Source organism: Thauera sp. SWB20, from assembly GCF_000831325.1.
In the GTDB taxonomy this organism is placed as follows: domain Bacteria; phylum Pseudomonadota; class Gammaproteobacteria; order Burkholderiales; family Rhodocyclaceae; genus Thauera; species Thauera aminoaromatica.
Window position 1 is genome coordinate 1 of record NZ_JTDM01000012.1, and the last position, 21,794, is coordinate 21,794.

Consider the following 21,794-nt stretch of genomic DNA (forward strand, 5'->3'; position numbering starts at 1 on the left):
CGTGCAGGTAGAGCAGCTGGCCGCCGTCGCGGACCAGGCGCTCGGCCTCCTCGCGCTGGCGGCGCAGCTCCTCGGTGCGCGCGCGCATCGCCTCGAGCTTGGGGTAGAGCCGGCCGACCATGTCGAGCAGGGCCTTGCGGAACTCGCTGCCGAAGGCGCCCGGCAGGTCGGTCCAGCCGAGCGGGCGCGGCGGCACGCCGTCGGCCGGGTAGAAGGCGAAGCCGACCAGCGGCTCGCCGCGCGCATCGCACAACGCCGCCGGCCACGGTGTGTCGGTGGGCCAGATGCGCACCACCGCGATACGCTCCTCGTGCGGCAGGCCGAGCGCGGCCTGGCGCTGCAACCACCAGTCGCGCTCGTCGGCGCACCACTTCGACGCGAGGTAGTCGGGCGACATCAGCACCACCAGCAGCGCCGCGCCGGCGATCTGCTCCTGCAGCTGGGCGGTGAGCGGTGCCATCGGGTCGAGGCTCTGCGCCGGGCGGTGGTCCTGGTCGCGGAACACGCTCAGGCTGGTGCGGAAGCGGCGGTCGGCACGCAGCTCGCGCTCGAGCTCGTGCGCGAACGCGGCCGACCACGGCGCGAGGCAGGCGCCGCCGCTACCGTCGTCGCCGTGGCTGTAGCTCACGAAGAGGTCGTGGCGGAAGGGCTCTCCGACATAGGACATGGGGACTCCCTCGCGCGGGCCCGTGCATCGCCGCAGCCCGTCCCGCGTGGGTGGGCCGCCGGGCGGCGGCCCCTGCTTTCCTTATAGTCCACGCGCCGGGGCTGGGCCACACGGGCTGCGCCCGCGCCACCGCGGCGCTCAGTCGTGGCGACCCGAGGCCAGCCGCTCGATCATCGCGCGCACGCTGCGGATCTGGATGCCGTCGCGGGTGGCGTAGTGCGCGTCGGTGTAGCCCCACCAGTCCCAGCAACCGTTGGGGTTCTTCCACGGGATCGACACCGCCTGCGGGAACAGCACCACCAGGCGGTTGGTGTCGGCCCAGCGGTCGTAGCCGGTGTTGCGCACGAAGGTGGTGCCGTTGTACAGCCCGCCATCGGGCGGCCGCCGCAAGGGCAGGAAGCTCTGCCCCTGCTTGCAGCCGTGGAACACCACGTGCAGCCGGCAGCGCTCGCCCGCCGCGCAGGCGGGCGGGATGTAGACCCAGCCGGTCTTGTCCAGGCCGGTGCCCCACAGATGGCTGAAGAAGCCGGTCGCGGGGATGTAGGCGCGCTGGTCGAACTCGACGAAGCGGCCCGCCGGCGTGGGCGTGGTGCGCGGCGGGGTGACGTCGGGGCCGTAGATCCACTCGAGGATCGCGTGCGCGGCCTCGAAGCCGCAGCTGCCGATGTAGGGCTCGTCGGTCGTGCCGCAGGCGCCGCCGTAGGCGGTGGTGGGCATGGTGTGGCCGGCGGCGTCGAGCGTCACCGGCTTGAGTGCGGCCGCGGGCAGGCCGAAGGCGTCGTAGTAGCCGTGCAGCTGGCGGGTGATCGCGGCCGGCACCAGGGCATCCTTTCCGCCCACCACGGTCACCACGCGCTGGCGGGCGATCTGCGCCGGGTCGTCGATGCGGCCCTCGGCCCGGAAGGCGCGCGTGGCCGCGACCAGCTCGGGCACCGCCGTGCTGGCCTCGCCGACCTTGCACGACAGCGTCGGCGCGCCGGTGCAGGAGCATTCGGTCGTGGCCTTGAGCACGCTGTCCTGCGCACAGTAGTAGGGCCCGCCGGCGACCACCCCCGCGCCGCGGACGATCCCGGAGTGGGCGACCTGCATCTGCACCGACATGAAGCCGCCCGAAGAGATGCCCGACACCGAGGTGTCCTCGATGGCGATGTTGAGCGCCGGCAGCGCTCCGGGGGGCGCGGCGAGGGCGATGGCGGCGAGGGCGGCCGCGGCGAGGCTGACCGCGGCGCGGAGGAGGGAGGAAAGAGGGTGCAGGCGCTTGCTCATGGCGGACCTCCGGCAGGCGGCGTGGGGGTGGATTCGTGTCCAGCATAGTCGAGCGCGGCGCATCCGCGGGAGCTGCGCGGCGGCTATGCGATAATCCGCGGTCTTCCCGCTTGTCCCGCCATGTCCGTTTCCCTGCCCTTCGCCCCGCACGCCTTTCCGTCCTCACGGCTCGCCCCCATCTGCGCCGCTCCCGCCCGTCGAGGCGGGGCGTGACGCCGCCGCATCCCGCGCCATCCCGCCCGGGCACGCTCGCGGTTTGGTGGGCGGCGATCAGGCCGCGCACGCTGGGCATGGCGCTCGCCCCGGTCATGCTCGGTACCGCGCTCGCCGTCGCCGATGGCGCCGAGCTGGCGTGGGCGGTGCTGTTCGCCACCGTGTCCTGCGCGCTGCTGATCCAGATCGGCACCAACCTCTACAACGACGCGATCGACTTCGAGCGCGGCACCGATCGCCCCGAGCGCCTCGGGCCGCTGCGGGTCACCCTCGCCGGCTGGGCGAGCGCCGCCGAGGTCAAGCGCGGCGCCCTGCTCTGCCTGCTGCTCGCGCTCCTGCTCGGCGCCTGGCTCTGTGTCGTCGGCGGCGCCCTGATCCTCGCGATCGGGCTGGCCTCGCTGATCGCCGGCTGGGCCTATTCCGGCGGGCCACGGCCGATCTCGCACTCGCCGCTCGGCGAGCTCTTCGTGCTGCTCTTCTTCGGCGTGTTCGCGGTGCTCGGCAGCCACTGGCTGCAGTCGCGCGCGCTCGGCCACCTCGACCTGCTCGCCGGGCTGGCGGTGGGGGCACCCGCCGCCGCGGTGCTGCTGGTCAACAACTATCGCGACCTCGCCGGCGACCTGCGCGCCGGGCGTCGCACGCTCGCCGCGCTGCTCGGCGCCGAGGGCGCGCGCCGCGCCTTCGCGCTGCTGGTGCTGCTGCCCATCCCGACGCTGATCCTGATCGCCGCGAGCGGCGCGCCGGGCGCGATCCTCGGCCTCGTCGGCGCGCCCGCGCTGGCGCCGCTGGTGTGGCGCTTCGGTCGTGCCGAGGGCGGGCCGGCGCTCAACGCCCTGCTGGTCGACACCTCGCGTGCCGGTACGCGCACCGGCTTGCTCGCCGCGGCCGGCATCGTCTTCGTCTCCAGCCTGTAGATCGCACCGATGAGCATCGACGTCCTGCTCCCCGCCGCCCTCGCCTTCATCATGTTCTCGGTCGGGCTGGCGCTGCAGGGGGCGGATTTCCACCGCGTGTTCGCACGCCCGCGCGCGCTGCTGATCGGCCTCCTCGGCCAGCTCGTGCTGGTGCCGCTGGCCGCGCTCGCGGTGGTGCTGGCCTTCGACCTGCCGGTGCTTCTCGGCATGGGCCTGATGGTGCTGGCGGCCTGCCCGGGCGGGGCGAGCTCGGGCTTCCTGACCCACCTCGCGCGCGCCAACGCGGCGCTGTCCTTGAGCCTTACCGTGATCAGCAGCCTGGCCGCGCTGCTGACCTTCCCGCTGCTGGTCAAGGCGGTGCTCGCCGCATTCGGCGAGGGCGTCTTCGGTGCGGACGGCAGCGTGCTGGCCGAGCTGCCGGTCGGCCGCCTGATCGGCAGCGTGCTCGTGGTGACGACAGTGCCGATCGTCGCCGGGATGCTGCTGCGGCGCCGGGCGCCCGCGCTCACGGCGCGCGCCGAGCCGCTCGTCGCCCGCGTCGCCACGCTGTTCTTCGCCGCCATCGTGGTCGCCACCTTCGTGTCGCATCGGCACACCATCCTCGCCAACCTGCTGTCGGTGGGACCGGCGACCCTGGTGCTCAACTTCGTCGTCATGGGCCTGGGCTACGGCCTGGTGATGCTGGCGGGCGCCGAGCGTCGGGACGCGGTCGCGGTGGCGATGGAGTGCGGGCTGCAGAACGCGGGGCTGGCGATCTTCGTCGCCATCGTGCTGTTGCGTCAGCCCGAGCTCGCCGTCGGCGCGGTGGTGTATGCGCTGACGATGAACTTCGGCGCGCTCGGCCTGGTGTTCGTGGCGCGCCGGCGCGAGGGCGCGCTCGCGCACGACGCCAAACGAGTCCTGCGGCTGCCCCCGGGGCCTCCGACGGGTTCTCGCGCCACGCCGCCGCGGCGTTGAACACCCACGTTCCGCGCCGGCGCCGGCTCTGCGGCGTGCGATACGGCCTCGATCGGGGCGCGCGTGCATCTGCACGCCGTATTCCGCTAACATCGGGCAGTTGATGACCGGCGGCTGAGATCCGCCGCCCCGACCGGCCCTCGATGTCGATGAGCGATCTGCCCCGCAAGCCGACCGGCGTGCTTGCCGCAACCCTGTTGATCCTGTTCGGCCTGGCGCTTTTTGTCGCGCTGGCCTGGTCCAGCCACGCCAGCCTGCGCGAACTCGAAGCGGTCACCGATGCGCGCTCGCGCTCGCGCAACGGGCTGCTGCTGGCCGCCGAGGCGATGTCGGCGCTGAAGGACGTCGAGACCGGGCAGCGTGGCTACGTACTGACCGGCGACGAGCACTACCTCGGTCCCTTCGAGACCGGCACGCGCAGCCTGGACGAGACCTTCGAGGCGCTGCGCCGGACGCTCGACGATCTGCCGCAGGCCCACCTCGAGACCCTGTGGACCCTCGTCGAGCATCGCGTCGCGCTCGCCGAACGCAACATCGCCGACCGCCGCGCCTACGCGGAAGAAAATTCGCCGTGGAAGCAGCGCCTCGACGAGGGCCGCGACACCATGGATCGCATCCGCGCGCGCTTTGCCGGCATCGAGGCCATGCTGCGCGCCGAGATCGAGGCGCGCGATCGCAGCTTGTCGGCACTGCGGGCGCACGCGCTGCTTCTCAACGTGCTGCTGCCGGCAATCGGTGGCGCGCTGATTCTCGCCGCGTGGGGGCTGCTGCAGCGCGAGCGGCGCCGGCGCGTCGATGCGGAGGCGGCGCTGCTCGCCGCGAACGCCCGCCTGGAGGACACGGTCGCGCAGCGCACCGTCGAGTTGCAGAGGGCGCTCGGCGAGATCGAGGCGTTCGCGCACGGCCTCGACCGCAGCATCGAGGACGAGCGCAGGCGGCTCGCGCGCGAGGTGCATGACCAGCTCGGGCAGCTGCTTACCGCGCTCAAGATGATGGTGCACCGCGCCCTCCAGGGCGCGCCCGGACGGGAGCAGGACTGGCCGCAGATCGAGGCCGTGCTCGGCGAGGGCATCGCCACCGTGCGGCGGATCTCGGCGGCGCTGCGCCCGCCGCTGCTCGACGACCTTGGCCTGGAGGCGGCGCTCGGCCTCGCCGGCCGCCAGTTCGCCGAGCGCACCGGCCTGGCCTGCGAGGTCGCGCTCGTCGATGCCGGGCAGCTGAGCGCCGACCAGGCCAATCAGCTCTACCGCATCGCACAGGAGGCGCTCACCAACGTCGCCCGCCACGCGCAGGCCCGTCGGGTGCGGGTCGAGGGCGTGGCGGTCGACGGCGAGTATCGCCTGGCGGTCGAGGACGACGGCGTCGGCATGGCGCCGCAGGCGCGCTCCTCGCTCGGGCTGCTGAGCATGCGCGAGCGCGCGGCGCTCGCCGGCGGCGAGCTGCACGTCGGCTCCGGCGCCGGGGGCGGGGTGAGGATCGAGGCGAGGGTGCCGCTGATCGCGACCGGGGGGGAAGGAGGATGAAGCTGCTGATCGTCGACGATCATCCGGTGATGCGCTTCGGCGTGCGCCAGCTCGTGACCCAACGCTGGCCCGACGCCGTGATCGGCGAGGCCTCCTGCCTGGCGCAGGCGCTCGAACAGGTGCGGGCGGCGGAATGGGAGCTCGCCGTGCTCGACCTGTCGATGCCCGACACCAGCGGGCTGGAGGGGCTCGTGCGGCTGCACCGTGCCGCACCGCTCACCCGGCTGCTGGTGCTGAGCATGCACGACGAGGCGGCTTATGCGGCGCGTGCGCTGCAGCTCGGTGCCGCCGGCTACCTGACCAAGGAGCACGCGACCACCGAGCTGGTCGCCGCGATCGAGCGCGTGCGCGGCGGCCAGCGCTACATCAGCTCCGACCTCGCCGCCCGCCTCGCCGATCTGCTCTCGGGCGAGGCGCCGGCGCGTGCGCCGCACGAAACGCTGTCGGCGCAGGAATACCGCGTGCTGCTGCTGATCGCCGCCGGGCACGGCGCGAGCGAGATCGCCGAGATCATGCATCTGTCGGTGAAGACGGTGGGCACCTACCGCAGCCGCATCATCGACAAGACCGGACTCGCCAATACGGCGGAGATGGCGCGCTACTGTTCCGAGCACGGGCTGGTGGATCGGGGGGGCTGAGGGCGCGCGGGGGGAGGTTTTTCGGGCGAGGTGTCGCGAGCGAACCGGCGGTGGGGCGGGACTTGCGGTCGCCGCCTGCACTCGCGGCCCGTCGCTTTCGCGCCGGGCTGCCCTCGGCGGAGCACGTCGCGGGGGCGGCGACGCAAACTCGTCGCTGCGCTCCTCGGACATGCGTCGCCTTGTTTCCCCCGCGACGCCCTCCGCCTCGGCGCTCCTGAAGTTGGCGACCGCAAGTCCCGCCCCGCCGCCTGCGGCGTGCAGGCTGCGGTGTCGTCGGGTGAGGCTGCGGTGCCCCGCTGTCGATGTTGTAGGTGTTCGCCTTACATCATGATCGGCGGGCCGCCGACCCTTGCATCGGCGAGGCGCCGCTGGGGGTGCAGGGTGCGGGAGCGGAACATGGATGACGTTCGAAACATCCGTGGAACCGCCATCATGCGCATCGTCATCGTCGAAGATTCCCCGCTCCTGCGGGACAACCTGATCCGCCTCTTTGCCGACCATCCCGAGCTGAGCGTGCTCGGCAGCGCGGCCGGCGAGGACGCGGCCGTCGCGCTGATCGCGGCGCAGCGCCCCGACACCGTGCTGCTCGACCTCTCGCTCTCCCAGGGCAGCGGCCTTGGCGTGCTGCGCCGGCTGCGCGCCACCCCGGGCCTGGCGCCGCGCGTGCTGGTGCTGAGCAGCCGGCCTGCCGACCCCTGGGAGGCGCTGTGTCTCGACGCCGGAGCGGATGCCTTCCTGGACAAGGCCGGCGACCCCAGCGTGCTGCTCGCCCAGCTCGCGAGCTGGATGCCGCCGCTGCCGCTCGACGAGCTGCGCCGCCGTCGCCGGCTGCAGCAGCTGCAGGTGCTCGATACCCGGGCCGAGCCCGCGCTGGACGCGATCGCCCGCCTCGCCGCACGCATCGCGGAGGCGCCGGTCGGGGTGATCAGCCTGGTGGACACCCACCGCCAGTGGTTCAAGGCGCGCGTGGGCGTCGAAGTGCAGACGACCTCGCGTTCGGTGAGTTTCTGCGCCCATGCGCTGCTGGGTGACGGCCTCTTCGAGGTCGAGGACGCCACCCTGGACCCGCGCTTCGCCGACAACCCGCTGGTGCGCGGCGACCCGGGGATCCGCTTTTATGCCGGCATGCCGCTGGTGATGCCGGGCGGCGAGGTGGTGGGGACGCTGTGCGTGATCGACTCCCGGCCGCGCCGCCTCGGTGCGACGGCGCGCGAGGCGCTGGCGGTGCTGGCGCGCAGCGTCACCGACGAGCTCGAGCTGCGCCAGCGTGTGGGCGAGCTCGAGGAGGAGGTCGCCCGCCGCCACGAGGCCGAGGCGCGCATCATGCAACTCGCCACCCGCGATGCGCTTACCGGGCTGCCCAACCGCGCCGCGTTGATGGACCGGCTGCACCAGGGGGTACGGGCCGCGCAGCGCAGCGGTAACCTGCTCGCTGTGCTCTTTCTCGATCTCGATCGCTTCAAGTGGATCAACGACACGCTCGGCCACGACCTCGGCGACGCCCTGTTGCAGGAGATGGCGCTGCGTCTGAGCCGGGCGGTGCGCGAGTGCGACACCGTCGCCCGCCTCGGCGGCGACGAGTTCGCGATCGTGCTCGGCGATCTCTGGCAGGTCGCGGATGCGGAGGCGGTGGCGGCCAAGATCGTGGACGTCATCACCCGGCCGCTGGAGGTGCGCGGGCATGCCCTGCGCGTGGGCGGCAGCGTGGGCGTGGCGGTGTACCCGTTCCAGGCCCACGACGAGGAGTCGCTGCTGCGCCACGCCGACCTGGCGATGTACCACGCCAAGGAGTCGGGCGGGAACCGCCACCAGCTCTTCTCCGAGCAGATGAACGCGCGCGCGGTCGAGCGCATGACCGTCGAGTCGGAGCTGCGCACCGCCATCGCCGCCGGCCAGCTCGAGCTGCACTACCAGCCGCAGCTGTGCCTCGAAGACGGCCGGCTTGCCGGCATGGAGGCGCTGGTGCGCTGGCGCCATCCGCGCCTCGGCCTGCTCGCACCCGGCCGCTTCGTGCCGCTCGCCGAGGACTGCGGGCTGATCTGGGAGCTCGGTCTCGCGGTCCTGGAACTCGCGCTGGCGCAACTCGCGGCCTGGGACCGGGCCGGGCTGGAGGTGCCGCGCATCGCGGTGAATGTGTCCCCGGCGCAGCTGCGTCCGGAGCTGGTCGAGCGCATCGTGGAGATCCTCGACCGCCACGGCGTCGCCGCGCGCCGGCTGGAGATCGAGCTCACCGAGAGCGCGCTCACCGCCGACGGACCGGCCGCCAACGGCCTGTTGCAGGCGCTGCGCCGCATGGGCGCCTCGATCGCGATCGACGATTTCGGCGTGGGCTACTCCTCGCTGACCCTGCTGCGCCGGCTGCCGATCTCGGCGCTCAAGATCGACCGCAGCTTCGTCGCCGAGCTCGCCACCAACCGCCAGGACGCGGCCATCGTCGAGGCGATCCTGCGCATGGCGCACAGCGTGGGCCTGCGCACCGTGGCCGAGGGCGTGGAGCATGCCGAACAGCAGGCGGCGCTCGGGGAGCTCGGCTGCCAGGAGGTCCAGGGCTATCTGTGCGCGCGCCCGCTCGAGGCGAAGGCGGCAAGCGCCTGGCTCGCCGGGCAGCATGCGGGTGGGTTGGTGCCGAGCGCCGCGGCGGCGTGAGGGGGCGCCGGCTTGCGTCGGAACGCGGCTGCGGCCGCCGGTTCAGTGCGCTGCAGGCAGGCTGCGGGGGGCGACGACGACCGGGGTGGGCGCCGCGTGCGTGCGGTGCGGCGTACCGTGGAGCAGGGCGGCCTGTTCGGCGAGGGTGAAGTTGCCGTACTGCGAGTCGTGGGTGATCTCGTCGCCGATCCAGTGCGGCAGGCAGAGCGGGGTTTCCTCGTGCGGCAGTTCGACCTCGGCGACCACGAGGCCGGCGTGATGGCCCTGGAAGACATCGACCTCGAACACGTGGTGGGCGTGGTCGACCAGGTAGCGGGTCTTGCGCACCACCCGCCCGGCGCAGTGCCGCACGATCATCTGGTGGGCGTCGTCCACCGGGATCGGGTACTCGAATTCGTCGCGGCTGAAGCCCTGCTTGGGCGACTTCAGCGTCAGGAAGGCGCGCTCGCCGCGGATGCGGACTCGCGTCGACATGGAGCCGACCTCCTTGGCGAGGTAGCCCTGGATGATGGGCTCGCCTCTGCGTCCGTCGAGGATCCGGACGTCGCGGACGAGGAACCTGCGCTCGATCTCTTGCGCCATGGCTGGAAACCCTGTTGCAGAAGGTTCGAATTGTAGCAAAGGATTGCGGCGTGATTGTTGCGGTGCAATATTTCTCGGGGCCTCGATTGCGGACCTTCCCGTGCAGGACGTTGTTGCGGCCCAGGGCGGTCGCATGACCGGACGCCGGCTCCCACCACGCGTTCACGGGACGCCTCTGGCGGGCCACGGCGGGCGGCCGATTGGCTAGACTGTCGGCCATCACCTCCACGGGATGGACCATGAGCGCACCCACCCTGATCGCATTGATTTCCCAGAAGGGCGGCTCGGGCAAGACCACGGTCGCCATGCAGCTCGCCGCCGGCCTCGCCCTCGAGGGCTACCGCGTCGCGCTGGCCGACCTCGATCCGCAGGAGAGCGCCTCGCGCTGGGCCGAGTCCGCGCCCGCCGATGCACCCTTCCCCGCCCGCGTGGTGCGCCTGTCCGGCAGTGCCGACGAGATGGGCAAGACCTTGAGACCGGTTGCCAACAAGGTCGATGTGGTGGTCATGGACTGCCCGCCGTCGATCGAGCATGCGCACACGATGAGCGCGCTCGCGCTGTGCGACATCGCCCTGGTGCCGGTGGTGCCGGGCCCGACCGACCTGTGGGCGACGCGCGGCATCGAGCGCCTGATCCTCGAGCGCAAGCGCAGCCGCCCCGGCCTGCGCGGCGCGCTGCTGCCCAACCGCGTGACGCGTACCGCGCTGTCGGCGGACGTGCTCGAGGTGCTGCGCGACTTCACCCTGCCGGTGCTCGACGCCGCGCTGTCGCAGCGCAGCGCCTATGCGCTGGGCGCGGTGCGCGGGACCTCGGTGTTCGGCCTGGGGCGGTCCGCCGCGCCCGCGCAGGAAGAGGTGGCGCGCCTGGTCGCGGCGGTCGTCAAGTTGATCGAGGAGCGAGGATGAGCGCCACCAGCAGCGGACTGAAGTCGAAGCTGCGCGAGACCCTGAAGCAGGAGGACGCCGCGCTCGCCGAGCGCAGCCGGGCGGTCGCGAAGCCGGCTGCGGCGCAGCCTCGTGTGGGCAAGCCGGACGCCGCGGAGCCTGCCGCCACCGCGACGCCGACGACCGCCGCGCAGGCGCTGCAGCCGACGGTGGGTGGATCCGCTGCGGCGGAGAAGCGTGCCACGGCAACGCTGCTCGAGCTTGCCGCGCCCGCCGCGGCCGGGCGCCGCGACAAGGGCGAGAAGGTCGAGCGCGATTCGTTCTCGATGCCGGCGCGCGAGCACAAGCGCATCAAGGCGTTGCGCGAGGCGCTCGGCGAGCACGGTGTGCTCGTGAGCAAGTCCGCGCTGCTGCGCGCCGGCCTCGCGCTGCTGGCCGAGCGCGACACCGGCGAGATCGCCCGCCTGGTCGCGGCCCTGCCCAAGGTGGCGAAGGGCAAGCGCAAGAGGCGCTGACGCGGGAACCGCGATGGTGCCCAGGGAGCAGCGCCGCAAGGCGCGAACCGGGCTCCCGGGAGACTTCGGGCCTGGGCTCGGGCGGGAGCGCGGTGGTCGCAGCGCAGCGGATTTGCGCACACGCCTGCGCAAGCGCGGTATCGCGACTCGCGTCGCTCCTACAGGCCCTGCGGAAGCCGCGTCGGTTTTCCGTCGGCGCGACGCGCGTCGCGATTTTCGGCGCCTGCGAATCCGAGCAGCCGCAACCAGTAGCGCAGTCCGGCCGGCCAGGTGTCCGCGGCCGCGCGCAGCAGGTCGGCGGTCGACACGTGGGTGGAGAAGGCGCGCGAGTCGGGCTCGGCGAGCAGGCGTGCCGGCCACTCGGCGGCGAAGCGCTGCAGGCCGAGGCCGAGCAGCGGCAGGTCGGTGTCGTGACCGGCGCCGAGGTCGCCGAGCACGCCGGCGAGCGACAGCCAGCTCTTGCGGAACACCGCGAGTTGCTCGCCGAAGCCGCCCGCGCCCTGCAGCGCCAGCGCATCGAGCAGCCCGACCAGCCAGTCGAAGCCGAGCGGCCGGCCGCTGCGCACCAGGGTATCGAGCGCGTGCTCGACGGTGGCGCCGATCGGGGCGGCGCGGGTGTCGCGCAGGCCCAGCCCGGCGAGGCCGGCCATGATGCGTGATGCGTCGAGTGCGAGAGCGGCGAGAGCGACTTCCACCAGGGCCTCGCGCTCGGCCTTGCTCAGGCGCGCGGTGAGGCTCCAGTCGAGCACCGCCACGCGGCCGTCGGGGGCGAGCAGCAGGTTGCCGCCGTGGAGGTCGCCATGGAAGGGCGCGTCCTCGCCGCACGACCAGAAGGGGCGGGCGAGCAGGCCGCCGACGAGGGCGCGGCCGAGGCGGCGGGATTCGTGCGCGGACAGCGCGGCGTCGGCGAGCTTGGGGCCGTCGATGCGCTCCATCGCGGTCAGCGTGGGCGTGCACCAGGGCAGCAGCGCCGGCACGAAGACGTCGGCGTCGGCGGCGAACAGCGCCGCGGCGGCGCGCAGGTTGGCCTGCTCGCGGTCGAGACGGATCTCCTGCACGAGCAGGCGGCTGGCGGCGGCAAGGTGGCTGCGGTAGTCGATGGCGGGCAGGCCGAACTCCGCCCCCCGGCGTTCGAGGAAGTCGCCGAGCGCGGGCAGGATGGCGAGCTCCTCGGCCAGCCGTTCGCCGATGCCGGGCTTGAGCGCCTTGAACACGCCCTCATGGCTGCGCCCGTCCTGCCGCCACGAGAAGGGCAGCACCACGGCCACGCTGCCTTCGGCGAGCGCGCGGTCGGCGAGGTGGAGGCCGTGGCCAGCGCCGAGCTCGGCGCGGATGCGGGCGTGCAGGGCGCCGTCGTCCGTGCTCGCGGGGAGGGATTCGAGCGCCTGCAGGTGGCGGCGCAGTTCCGCGTCGAGGCCGGGCTGGCGCGCGACGACCTGGCCGAGCTTGTGCAGTGTGGGACAGCGCGCGAGCAGGGCGGTGGCGCGCGCGGCGGAGACGCTCGCGGCGAGCGCGAGCTGCTCGGCGACGATCGCCCCGAGGCGGGCTTCCGGCAGCCGATCGAGGAAGAAGGCCATTCCCTCGAGCAGCAGCGGACGCCAGGCGGAGAGGGACTCGGGCAGCAGGGCGTCGAGGCCGAGCGACTCGAACAGTTCGGTGCCGAGGTCGGGATCCATGGCGGAGAATCTGCGGAAGCGCGCCGGGCTCAGCGCTTGCGGGCCGCAGCCTTGCGCTGCGAGGATTTCTTCTTGCCGGCCCGGGCCTTCTCATCATCCTTCGCGGCGGTGCGCTTCAACGGCGGCAGCGCATCGAGCAGAGCGATCGTTTCCGCATGGTCGAGGGCCGCGAGCGCCGCAAGGCCGGCGCGCACCAGCGCGGACTTGCGCACCGTCCGGCCGGCGGCCTTCATCGTGCTGCGCAGGGCATCGAGGCGGCGCAGGTCGCTGGCGACCAGAGCGAAGGATTCGCGCTTGCGCTTCTCGGGTTTCGCCTTGGCGGGCTCTGCCGGCAGGGGTGGGGCCTTGGTTTCCGGGCGGGTTGGGGGCCGTGTTCCGGCGATTTCGGGCAGGCGCTCGTCGAGCGCGACATCTTCCTGCTTCAGGCTGGCGCGCAGGGCGCTGCGGGTGTGGGTGCTCACGGTGCGCTCCTCGGGGGCTTCAGCGCCGCATTCTAGGCTGCGCTTGCGCGCTCGTGCACGTGCGCACGGGCGCGCGCAAGGAGATCAGCCGTGCTCGCCGCGGCGCAGGCGCTCCAGGTTGCGATGCCAGTCGGCGAGCGCGTCGGCGTCGTCGAGCAGGTCGGCGACGTGCTTCCTCGTTCGCGATTGCCAGCGCGCGGTGAGCTGCGCACCGAGGCTCTCGCGGCCTGCATGGAGGCCGAGGCGGTCGCCCGTCGGCGTGCCGGGGGCGGTGAGATGAGCGTGCGTCTGCATGATGCTTCCTCCTGTCGAATCGAAACCAAGCAAAAAATCCGCGCTGCGCCCGCAATTCACACTCTACCCCTCGCGGCTCACGCTTCCAGCACATACGTCCCCGGTGCATCCCCCAGCGCGGGATGGCCTTCGTCGGCGGCGGGGCGTGCGGCGACGAGCTCGCCGGCGCGCGGCTTCAGCCAGGCCATCCAGTCCTCCCACCAGCTGCCTTCGCGCAGCGCGGCGCGCTCGCGCCAGAGTGGCGCGCGGTCGGCGCGATGGGCGGTGGCGACACGGTAGTGGCGCCTGGGCGGCGTCACCGGCGGGTTGACGATGCCGAGGATGTGGCCGGAGCTCGACAGCACGAAGCGCTTGTCGGCGGCGACGTGGTGCATGGTGTGGAAGGTCTGCGCCCACGGCGCGATGTGGTCGTCTTCCGCGGCCACCGCGTAGAGCGGCTGGCGGATGCGGCGCAGGTCGATCGGCTCGCCCGCGACGACGAGGGCGTCGGGCTGGACGAGGCGGTTGTTCAGGTAGAGCTCGCGCAGGTACCAGGCGTGCATCGCGGCGGGCATGCGCGTGGTGTCCATGTTCCAGTACAGCACATCGAAGGGCGCGGGCGACTCGCCATAGAGCCAGCCGTGCACCACGTAGTGCCAGATCAGGCTGTTCGAGCGCAGCAGGCGGAAGGAGGCGGCCATGTCCTTGCCATCGAGGTAGCCCTTCTCCTTCATCTGTTCGCTCAGGTGGGCGACGCTCTCCTCGTCGATGAAGACCTCGATGTCGCCCGGCTTGTGGAAGTCCACCAGGGTGGTGAACAGCGTCCAGTCGCGCACCGGCACGGCGTCCTCGCCGTAATGGCGCGCCGCCCAGGCCATCCAGGTGGCGAGCGCGGTGCCGCCGATGCAGTAACCGACCGCGTGCACCCGCTCGGCCCCGCTGCATTCGCGCGCCACCCGCACGATCGCGGAGATGCCCTCGACGAGGTAGTCGTCGAAGCGGACCTCGCGCATCGATGCGTCGGGGTTCTTCCAGCTCGTGATGTAGACGTCCAGACCCTGGTCGAGCAGGTAGCGCACCATGCTCTTCCTGGGGTTGAGATCGAGGATGTAGAACTTGTTGATCCAGGGGGTGACGATGACCACCGGCTCGGCATGCACCTGCGGCTGCGTGGGCGCGTAGTGGATGACCTCGAGCAGGCGGTTGCGGAAGATCACCGCGCCCGGCGTGGTGCCGAGGTTGTCGCCGACGTGGAAGCCGTCGGGATCCGTCATGCGCACGTTGCCCGCCTGCAGGTCGGCGAGCATGTTCTGCCAGCCCTGCCACAGGCTGTGACCGCGGGTGTCGATGAAGCGTCGCAGCGCGATCGGGTTGGACCAGAGATAGTTGGTCGGCGCCACCGCGTTGAGCCACTTGCGCCACCAGAACGCCGCGCGCCGGCGCTCCTTGCCGGACAGCCCGGGGGTCTCGTAGAGCATGTCCTGGACGTGGTGGGTGAAGGCGAGATACCACTCCTTCACCAGGTCCCAGGTGGCCGAGTCGGTCCATACGGGGTCGGCGAAGCGTGGATCGTCGGCGTGCGGCTTGACCGGGTCGGCGCTGAGCAGGCCGAGCGCGCGCCGCCAGGTGTGCCACTGCAGCTGCCAGAGGTCGGTGCCGAGGCCGGCGAGGCGCTCGCCGAGCTCCTGCGGATGCATCAGCCAGGCCATCTGCGCATGCAGGATGGGTGCGGCGATGCCGAAGGGGTCGGCGCGTGCGGTCAGGCCCTCGCCGATCGCGGCGATGTGGCGGTAAACCGCCCGTCCGTCGGGGAGGCCGTTGCGGCCATTGGAGACCATGCGGCCATTGTGGCCGTTCGAGTCGGGCGGGGCCGGGTGCGCGCCCCGGTCCGGTTGCTGCTTGGCAGAAGGGGCCGTCGCCGGCCGTTTGCCGCCCCGTCGTGAAGCTGGCATGAGAAATCGCCTCCGTGCGCATCCCGTGCGGAGGGGGCCGCTACCCCGCCCGACGATCGCGCGCTGGTCGTTGAACATAGTCTGCGCCCGGCGCTTGACAGCCGTATTGCGCTTTCGTGAAGCGTGTCTTGCGCAGCGCAGCAAGGTGCGGATTCATCGTGACATGACTGTCACATTTCACCCACAGAATCCTTCACGAATACCGGGAGGATGTCATGGAGAAGATCGAGGCCGTCGCCAGCCTGGGACAGGCGGAACTGCTCAGGCCGGCGCGCGTGCGTGCGGCGCTGGCCGCCAACGATCGACTGAAGCTCTATCTCAGCGTGCTGCAGGCGGCGCACGACTGCGCGCAGCGCGGCGACGCCCGCGCGCTCGACCTCGCGCGCGAGTTCGCCGTCGCCGGAGTCGATGCGCCCTGGCTGGCGCAGCTGCCGGCCACCGCCTACCGCGAGGGCAAGGAGCTGCATGTGGCCGGGCTCGACCGGCTGGCCGGCCTGCTCGCCGAGGACCTGTGCACCATGGCGCGCCCGCTCGAAGGCGATGCGGACTTCGCCGCGCGCTGTGCGCACTGGTGCGCCTGGCTCGAAGCGCTCGCGCCGGACACGCTGTCGTCGGCCCAGCTCCACGCGCTCACCAGCGGCAAGCGCGGCAAGGACGACAGCCTGCACCTGCTGGTGATGGACCTGCACAAGGCGCTCAACCGGCTCGCTTCGGAGCTCTCCAGCGAGACCATCGACGGCGCCCACGTATGGCAGGTGGATGCGACCGATCGCTCGCGCATCGCCGCCTTCATGCGCGGGCTCAACGCCACCCGTGCGCTCAAGCTCGATCATCCCGGGCTGGACACCGCCGCCACCCGCGACGGTGCGCGCCTGCTGCTGCAGAACGATATCGGCACCAACGACGCCCACGTGCTGGTGATTCAGGTCGAGGGTCTGCGCGTCGTGCTCACCTACTCCGATCTCCACCGTCGCCGCTTCGCCTTCTTCCAGTCGCTGCTGTGCGAGGTCGGCGCCAACTGGAGCGAGCCGCAGGCGCGCACCAGCGCCGGGCTCAACTTCGGCGCCACCTATTACGTCGGCACCGCGACCTTCGACTGTGCGGACGAGGAGGCGCTGTGCGGGGTGCTGGAGGGCATCGGCACGCGCATCGTGTTCCTCATCGACTGGAACCGCGCGCGCAAGCGGCTCGAACAGTTCGTCGGCAAGACCGACGCGGTGGCGATCCTCGCCGAGGCCGCACGCCGGCGCGTCGGTCACATGGCCTGGCTGGCCGCCGGCGGCGAGCAGCTGGTGTTCGGCGCGATGCAGGCGCTAGGGCCGGAGTACTTCCGCATCGGCGACCGCCTCGACGGCGTGCTCGGCACCGAGAAGGCCCGCGCCTTCGTACTCGAGAGCATGGCGCTGGCGAGCGCGGCGATGCAGCAGCGCCAGCCGCTCGCGCTGGTCGCGGACGACACCCGCCTGCTGCTCGCGCGCTACCTGCACCGGCACGACGAGTTCGACCTGCTCGCCGAACACGCGGCCTACTGCCATGCGCTCGCCGAGGGTCTGCGCGACGGCCTCGCCCACGGCCACGAGCGCGACCGCAAGGCGGCGCGCGAATTCTCCGAGCGCGCCAAGGACTGGGAGCGCCGCGCCGACCAGCTGGTGATGGACGCACGTGCGCGCGCCGAGGCGCGACCGCGCTGGGAGGCCTTCGCCGAGCTGGTGGAGACCGCCGACGACGTCGCCGACGCGCTCGAGGAGGCCGCCTTCCTGCTCTCGCTGATCGCCGCCGATCACCACCAGGGCTGGCGCGGCGAGGTGCACCAGACCATGCAGCTGCTCGCCGACGCGGTGCTCGGTGCGGCGCAGGACCACGTGCGCGCGCTCGAGATTGCGCGCGGATTCGGCGAGGACAGCAGCGCCGAGGACCACGAGGCGTTCGTCGCCGCGCTGTGGCGGGTGCTCAACGCCGAGCGCCAGTGCGACGTGCTGCTGCGCGACGTGCGCCGCGCGCTCGCCGAGCACGTCAGCGACGCGGCGACGCTGAACCTGAGCACGGACTTCGCCCAAGCGCTCGAGTCGGCCACCGACTGGCTGCTGGCGACCGGCTACGGCCTGCGCCGGCTGGTCTTCAGCCGCGCGGGGGTGGGGCGATGAGCGCGCAACACAACGAGGAGAGTCCGATGATGGCGCATCCCGATGCGGCGTCCGCCGCCGCGCCGGCCGACGCCCGTCGTGTCGTCCGCCTGATCCACGCCGACGCGCCCCTGCCCGCCGATTGCAGCGCCGAGGCGCTCGGCTCCAAGGCGTGGAACCTCGCGCGCATGGCCGCGCTCGGCCTGCCGGTGCCCCCGGCCTTCGTGATCGGTACCGGATGGTGTGCCGAACCCGGCGCGCTCGCCGAGGCCGCGTGGCGGCCGGCGCTCGCCGAGCTGGAGCGCCTGAGCGGGCTGCGCCTCGGCGACACGCGCCATCCGCTGCTGCTTTCGGTGCGCTCCGGTGCGCCGGTGTCGATGCCGGGGATGATGGAGACCCTGCTCGACATCGGCCTCACCGAGACCACGCTGTCCGGCCTGCTGCGCGTCAGCGGCCATCCACGCCTGACCTGGGATGCCTACCGGCGCCTGATCGCCGGCTATGGCGAGGTGGTCGCCGGGATCGACGCGCAGCATTTCGACGCCGACCTCGAGGCCGTGCGCGGCGAGTGTGGCGAGTGCGGCCAGGGCGACGAGCGCGTGCTCGACTTCGCGGCGCTGCGCGAGCTCGCCGCCCGCCACCTCGACACCTACCGGCGCGAAGCCGGCGAGGCCTTCCCGCAGGATGCGCACGAGCAGCTGCGCCAGGCCATCGCCGCGGTGTTCGCGTCCTGGCATGCGGACAAGGCGCGCGCCTACCGCGCGATGCACGGCCTGGCCGACGACATGGGCACCGCGGTCACGGTGCAGCGCATGGTGTTCGGCAACGCCGGCGGGCTGTCGGGCGCGGGCGTGGGCTTCACGCGCGACCCGAGCAGCGGCGAGCCGCGGCCATGGGTGGATTTCCTCTTCAACGCGCAGGGCGAGGACGTGGTCAGCGGCCGGCGCAGCGCGCACGGCCACGACGAGCTCGCCGCGGTCGCCCCCGCGGTGTGGCAGGCCGTGCTCGACGTGACCGCCCGCCTGGAGCGCGCCTTCGGCGACATGCAGGACTTCGAGTTCACCGTGCAGCAGGGCGTGCTCCACCTGCTGCAGACGCGTGCCGGCAAGCGCACGCCGCAAGCGGCGGCGCGGATCGCGCTCGACCTGCTCGACGAGGGCGTGATCGATGCGGAAACCGCGCGTGTCCGCACCGCCGCGCTGGATGTGCGCGCGCTCGCCGAGCACCGCATCGTGCGCGCCGACGGTGCCGCGCTCGTGCCGCTCGGCCGCGCCGCGAGCGCGGCGAGCGGGGTGGCCTGTGGCGAGATCGTCTTCGACGAGGCGCGCGCCCGTGCCCGCCACGCCGCGGGGGCGAAGCTGATCCTGGTGCGCCAGGACGCCGAGACGCGCGATCTCGCCGCGCTCGAACTCGCCGAGGGCCTGCTCACCTGCCGTGGCGCGCGCACTGCGCACGCCGCGGTGGTCGCGCGCCAGCTCGGCAAGGTCTGCCTGGTCGGCTGCGAGGCCTTGCGTCTCGACGAGGCGGGGCGCACGCTCGAACTCGGCGGTCACATCCTGCGCGAGGGCGAGCTGCTGACTCTGGACGGCAACGAGGGCGCGATCCATGCAGGCGCCGCGGCGGTTGTCGAAGTCGTGCCGCAGGCGCTGCTCGCGCGCCTCGACGCGCTGCACGGACGCGAGGTCGCGGCGCTGCAGTCCTGAAGATTTTCCGGCGGGAGGGTTGTTCGATGAGCTTCAGATCCAGCTACGGCCACAAGTGCGCGATCGAACTGTATCGCGACGCCACCGAGCGCCAGGCCAAGCTGGCCGGCGTGACCATTCCCACCTTCATGTGCCGGCGCTGCGGCAAGCGCCAGTCGGTGAGCGGACGCCGCCAGGTGGTGCGCGGCAGCTCGCGCTACGGCTATCACTGCGCGAGCTGCAGCACTGCGCGGCCGGCTGGCGCGGGTTGCGAAAGCCGGCCGTCCCAGGTGTAGCGGCAGCGGGTGCCGTCGCTGCTCAGGCTGCGCGCGCCGCGGGTGCGCGGGCGCAGTCCGGCTGCAGGCGATTGACCCCGCTGAGGATTGCGCGGATCGAGGCGGTGACGATGTTGGCATCGATACCCACGCCGTAGCGATCGCCGCCCTGTCCGCCTGCCTCGGTGAGCTCGAGGAAGGCGCAGGCCTGGGCGTTGCCGCCGTTCTCGCTGGGCGCCACCGAGCGCTCCTCGAAGCTGCGCACCTGGACGTCGATGCCGGCGCCGCGCAAGGCGTGGATGGCGGCGTCGATCGGGCCGTTGCCCTCGCCGACCAACAGGTGGCGGGTGCCGCCGAACTCGACCACGAGGCGGATGCCCTGCGCCGCGCCATGCTCGAAGAGGTGGTGCTCGACGTAGCGCACCGGCTCGACGTTGTCGAGGTAGGTGCTGCGGAACAGATCCCAGATCGCTGCCGCCGACATCTCACCGCCGCTGGCGTCGGTGACCTGCTGCACCTCGCGCGAGAACTCCACCTGCAGGCGGCGCGGCATCACGATGCCGTATTCGGTCTCGAGCAGGTAGGCGATCCCGCCCTTGCCGGACTGGCTATTCACCCGGATCACGGAGTCGTAGCTGCGGCCGACGTCGGCGGGGTCGATCGGGAGGTAGGGCACGTTCCACGGCTGGCCAGCCTTTTGAGCGGCGAATCCCTTCTTGATGGCGTCCTGGTGGGAGCCGGAGAAGGCCGTGAACACGAGATCCCCCACATAGGGGTGGCGTGGGTGGATGGGCAACTGGTTGCAGTACTCGACGGTGCGCGCGACCGCGTTGATGTCCGAGAAGTCGAGCCCGGGCGACACGCCCTGGGTGTACATGTTCAGGGCGAGGGTGACGATGTCGACGTTGCCGGTGCGCTCGCCGTTGCCGAACAGGCAGCCCTCGACGCGGTCGGCGCCCGCCATCAGGCCGAGCTCGGCGGCGGCGACGCCGCTGCCGCGGTCGTTGTGCGGGTGCAACGAAAGCACCACGCTGTCGCGGCGGGCGAGGTTGCGGTGCATCCACTCGACCTGGTCGGCATAGACGTTGGGCGTGGCGACCTCGACCGTGGCCGGGAGGTTGAGGATGACCTTGTTCTCGGGCGTGGCGCCCCACTCGGCGGTGACGGCATCGCAGACCTCCCGGGCGAAGTCGAGTTCGGTGGCGGAGAAGGTCTCCGGGCTGTATTCGAGGCGGATCTCGGTGCCGCACTCCTTCTCCATTTCCGCGCCGATCTGCTTGATCAGCCGTACGGCGGAGACCGCGAGCGCGAGTACCTGCGGCTTCTCCATGCCGAACACGAGCTCGCGGAAGGTGGGCGAGGTGGCGTTGTAGACGTGGATGATCGCGCGCGGCGCGCCGCGTACCGACTCCATGGTGCGGCGGATGAGGTCCTCGCGCGCCTGGGTGAGCACCTGGATGGTCACGTCGGTCGGGATGTGGCCGCCCTCGATGAGCGCGCGCACGAAGTCGAAGTCGGTCTGCGAGGCCGACGGGAAGCCGACCTCGATCTCCTTGAAGCCGATCTCGCACACGGTGCGGAACATGCGCATCTTGCGCTCGACGTTCATCGGCTCGAACAGCGCCTGGTTGCCGTCGCGCAGGTCGGTGCTCATCCAGATCGGGGCGCGCTCGATGAGCTTGTTCGGCCACTGGCGGTCGGCGAGCGCGATCGGGGCGAAGGGACGGTACTTGGCGGCGGGGTTCTGCAACATCATGGCGCGGTCCTCGTGGGCATGGCGTGATTCGATGGACGAAAGTCTACGCGCCGTGCGGCGGCAGACGATTGCGTTGTTGCGGTGCGAGCGCGCTTCTTTGTGCAGAAACGTGCGTAATTATTAAGTTAAATGAAATAATCTGCCTTTCGGAAAGAATGGAGCGCCCGATCGTGCAACTCGACCGCTACGACCGCCAGATCCTGGAGCTGCTGCAGCAGGATGGCCGCATCAGCAACCAGGAGCTCGCCGACCGCATCGCGCTGTCGCCCTCGGCCTGCCTGCGCCGGCTGCGTGCGCTGGAAGAGTCCGGTCTGATCCGCGGCTACCGCGCCCTGCTCGACGCCAGGAAGCTCGGCCTGTCGCTGATGGCGCTGATCCACATCTCGATGGATCGCCACACGCCGGAGCGCTTCTCGCATTTCGAGGCGGAAGTGGAGAAGATCCCGCAGGTGCTGGAGTGTTTGCTGATCACCGGCCAGGACGCCGATTACCAGCTCAAGGTGGTCGTGACCGACATGGACGGCTACCAGGCGCTGCTGCTCGAGCGCATCACCCGTATCCCCGGCGTCACCGGCGTGCATTCGAGCTTCGTGCTGCGGCGGGTGATCGACAAGACGGCGCTGCCATTGCCGGGGGCCTGAGCGCCGGGTGTGCACAAACTGGATATATGTCACGTTGTGAGCGGATAGCGGGGGCGGGTGTCTGCGTCCAAGATCTCCGGGCTGCGTGGCCCTTGCGCCGCGCTCGAGTTCATCCAAAATGAAGTCCGCCGTGTGCGGACCCCCAAGGAG

Annotated in this window: 19 protein-coding genes; 11 read left to right on the forward strand and 8 right to left on the reverse strand. The window is 71.8% G+C overall.

Annotated elements, in window-relative coordinates; genetic code table 11:
* Both PO78_RS02785 and PO78_RS02790 read right to left on the reverse strand, forming a co-directional pair.
* The coding region (locus PO78_RS02785) for a TIR domain-containing protein (protein ID WP_043741918.1) at positions 1-667 on the reverse strand (667 nt) is incomplete at its 3' end.
* Positions 668-805: 138 nt separating this feature from the next.
* On the reverse strand, positions 806-1,933 hold the full coding sequence (locus PO78_RS02790) for an extracellular catalytic domain type 2 short-chain-length polyhydroxyalkanoate depolymerase (RefSeq protein ID WP_043741920.1): 1,128 nt from the start codon (positions 1,931-1,933) through the stop codon (positions 806-808).
* A gap of 209 nt (positions 1,934-2,142) precedes the next feature.
* Between PO78_RS02790 and menA the strand changes: the two genes are divergently transcribed.
* The 5 genes from menA (at position 2,143) to PO78_RS02815 (ending at position 8,824) form a co-directional block, all read left to right on the forward strand.
* Positions 2,143-3,060: a 1,4-dihydroxy-2-naphthoate octaprenyltransferase gene (menA, locus tag PO78_RS02795; protein WP_082047678.1), complete on the forward strand. Its 918-nt coding sequence runs from the start codon at positions 2,143-2,145 to the stop codon at positions 3,058-3,060.
* Between the two features lie 9 nt (positions 3,061-3,069).
* Positions 3,070-4,017 carry a bile acid:sodium symporter family protein gene (locus PO78_RS02800; RefSeq protein WP_043741922.1) on the forward strand — a complete coding sequence of 316 codons (948 nt, stop codon included), beginning with the start codon at positions 3,070-3,072 and terminating at the stop codon, positions 4,015-4,017.
* Positions 4,018-4,166: 149 nt separating this feature from the next.
* Positions 4,167-5,540 carry a CHASE3 domain-containing protein gene (locus tag PO78_RS22095; RefSeq protein ID WP_197068719.1) on the forward strand — a complete coding sequence of 458 codons (1,374 nt, stop codon included), beginning with the start codon at positions 4,167-4,169 and terminating at the stop codon, positions 5,538-5,540.
* Positions 5,537-6,178: a response regulator gene (locus PO78_RS02810; protein ID WP_043741923.1), complete on the forward strand. Its 642-nt coding sequence runs from the start codon at positions 5,537-5,539 to the stop codon at positions 6,176-6,178. The genes PO78_RS22095 and PO78_RS02810 overlap by 4 nt, the downstream gene beginning before the upstream one ends.
* Before the next feature lie 396 nt (positions 6,179-6,574).
* Positions 6,575-8,824 carry an EAL domain-containing protein gene (locus tag PO78_RS02815; RefSeq protein ID WP_231570597.1) on the forward strand — a complete coding sequence of 750 codons (2,250 nt, stop codon included), beginning with the start codon at positions 6,575-6,577 and terminating at the stop codon, positions 8,822-8,824.
* A gap of 42 nt (positions 8,825-8,866) precedes the next feature.
* Here the strand turns inward: PO78_RS02815 and PO78_RS02820 are convergent, their stop codons facing one another.
* Positions 8,867-9,406, reverse strand: coding sequence for a CYTH domain-containing protein (locus PO78_RS02820; protein WP_004314868.1), 540 nt, complete (start codon positions 9,404-9,406; stop codon positions 8,867-8,869).
* Positions 9,407-9,645: 239 nt separating this feature from the next.
* Between PO78_RS02820 and parA the strand changes: the two genes are divergently transcribed.
* Together parA and PO78_RS02830 are read left to right on the forward strand one after the other, a co-directional pair.
* On the forward strand, positions 9,646-10,311 hold the full coding sequence (gene parA, locus PO78_RS02825) for a ParA family partition ATPase (protein WP_004314867.1): 666 nt from the start codon (positions 9,646-9,648) through the stop codon (positions 10,309-10,311).
* The gene (locus tag PO78_RS02830) at positions 10,308-10,805 is read left to right on the forward strand and encodes a hypothetical protein (protein WP_004314866.1); all 498 of its coding nucleotides are present in this window, start codon (positions 10,308-10,310) and stop codon (positions 10,803-10,805) included. Before parA ends, PO78_RS02830 begins: the two co-directional genes overlap by 4 nt.
* 158 nt (positions 10,806-10,963) lie before the next feature.
* On the opposite strand, the gene PO78_RS02835 is transcribed toward PO78_RS02830, so the two are convergent.
* From PO78_RS02835 to PO78_RS02850, 4 genes are all read right to left on the reverse strand, one after another.
* Positions 10,964-12,481: an AarF/UbiB family protein gene (locus PO78_RS02835; RefSeq protein WP_043741925.1), complete on the reverse strand. Its 1,518-nt coding sequence runs from the start codon at positions 12,479-12,481 to the stop codon at positions 10,964-10,966.
* 29 nt (positions 12,482-12,510) lie between these two features.
* Positions 12,511-12,942, reverse strand: a complete 432-nt coding sequence (locus PO78_RS02840; protein ID WP_043741926.1) for a hypothetical protein — start codon at positions 12,940-12,942, stop codon at positions 12,511-12,513.
* An 84-nt stretch (positions 12,943-13,026) separates the two neighbouring features.
* Positions 13,027-13,236 (reverse strand): hypothetical protein, encoded by a 210-nt coding sequence (locus tag PO78_RS02845; RefSeq protein WP_043741927.1) that lies wholly within the window; start codon positions 13,234-13,236, stop codon positions 13,027-13,029.
* A 77-nt stretch (positions 13,237-13,313) separates the two neighbouring features.
* Positions 13,314-15,053 carry a PHA/PHB synthase family protein gene (locus PO78_RS02850; RefSeq protein WP_231570599.1) on the reverse strand — a complete coding sequence of 580 codons (1,740 nt, stop codon included), beginning with the start codon at positions 15,051-15,053 and terminating at the stop codon, positions 13,314-13,316.
* Positions 15,054-15,382: 329 nt separating this feature from the next.
* On the opposite strand from PO78_RS02850, the gene PO78_RS02855 reads away from it, so the two are divergent.
* From PO78_RS02855 to PO78_RS02865, 3 genes are read left to right on the forward strand one after another with little or no spacing between them, the layout of a single operon-like run.
* The gene (locus PO78_RS02855; RefSeq protein WP_012584295.1) at positions 15,383-17,311 is read left to right on the forward strand and encodes a DUF47 family protein; all 1,929 of its coding nucleotides are present in this window, start codon (positions 15,383-15,385) and stop codon (positions 17,309-17,311) included.
* 26 nt (positions 17,312-17,337) lie between these two features.
* Positions 17,338-18,993 (forward strand): PEP/pyruvate-binding domain-containing protein, encoded by a 1,656-nt coding sequence (locus PO78_RS02860; RefSeq protein ID WP_012584296.1) that lies wholly within the window; start codon positions 17,338-17,340, stop codon positions 18,991-18,993.
* A 26-nt stretch (positions 18,994-19,019) separates the two neighbouring features.
* Positions 19,020-19,268 (forward strand): hypothetical protein, encoded by a 249-nt coding sequence (locus PO78_RS02865; protein ID WP_004324820.1) that lies wholly within the window; start codon positions 19,020-19,022, stop codon positions 19,266-19,268.
* Between the two features lie 22 nt (positions 19,269-19,290).
* Here PO78_RS02865 and leuA read toward each other — a convergent pair whose 3' ends face one another.
* Positions 19,291-21,003: a 2-isopropylmalate synthase gene (gene leuA / locus PO78_RS02870; RefSeq protein ID WP_043741928.1), complete on the reverse strand. Its 1,713-nt coding sequence runs from the start codon at positions 21,001-21,003 to the stop codon at positions 19,291-19,293.
* 170 nt (positions 21,004-21,173) lie between these two features.
* On the opposite strand from leuA, the gene PO78_RS02875 reads away from it, so the two are divergent.
* Entirely contained in the window at positions 21,174-21,644 is a 471-nt protein-coding gene (locus PO78_RS02875) for an Lrp/AsnC family transcriptional regulator (protein ID WP_231570607.1), read from the forward strand.
* Positions 21,645-21,794: the final 150 nt, after the last annotated feature.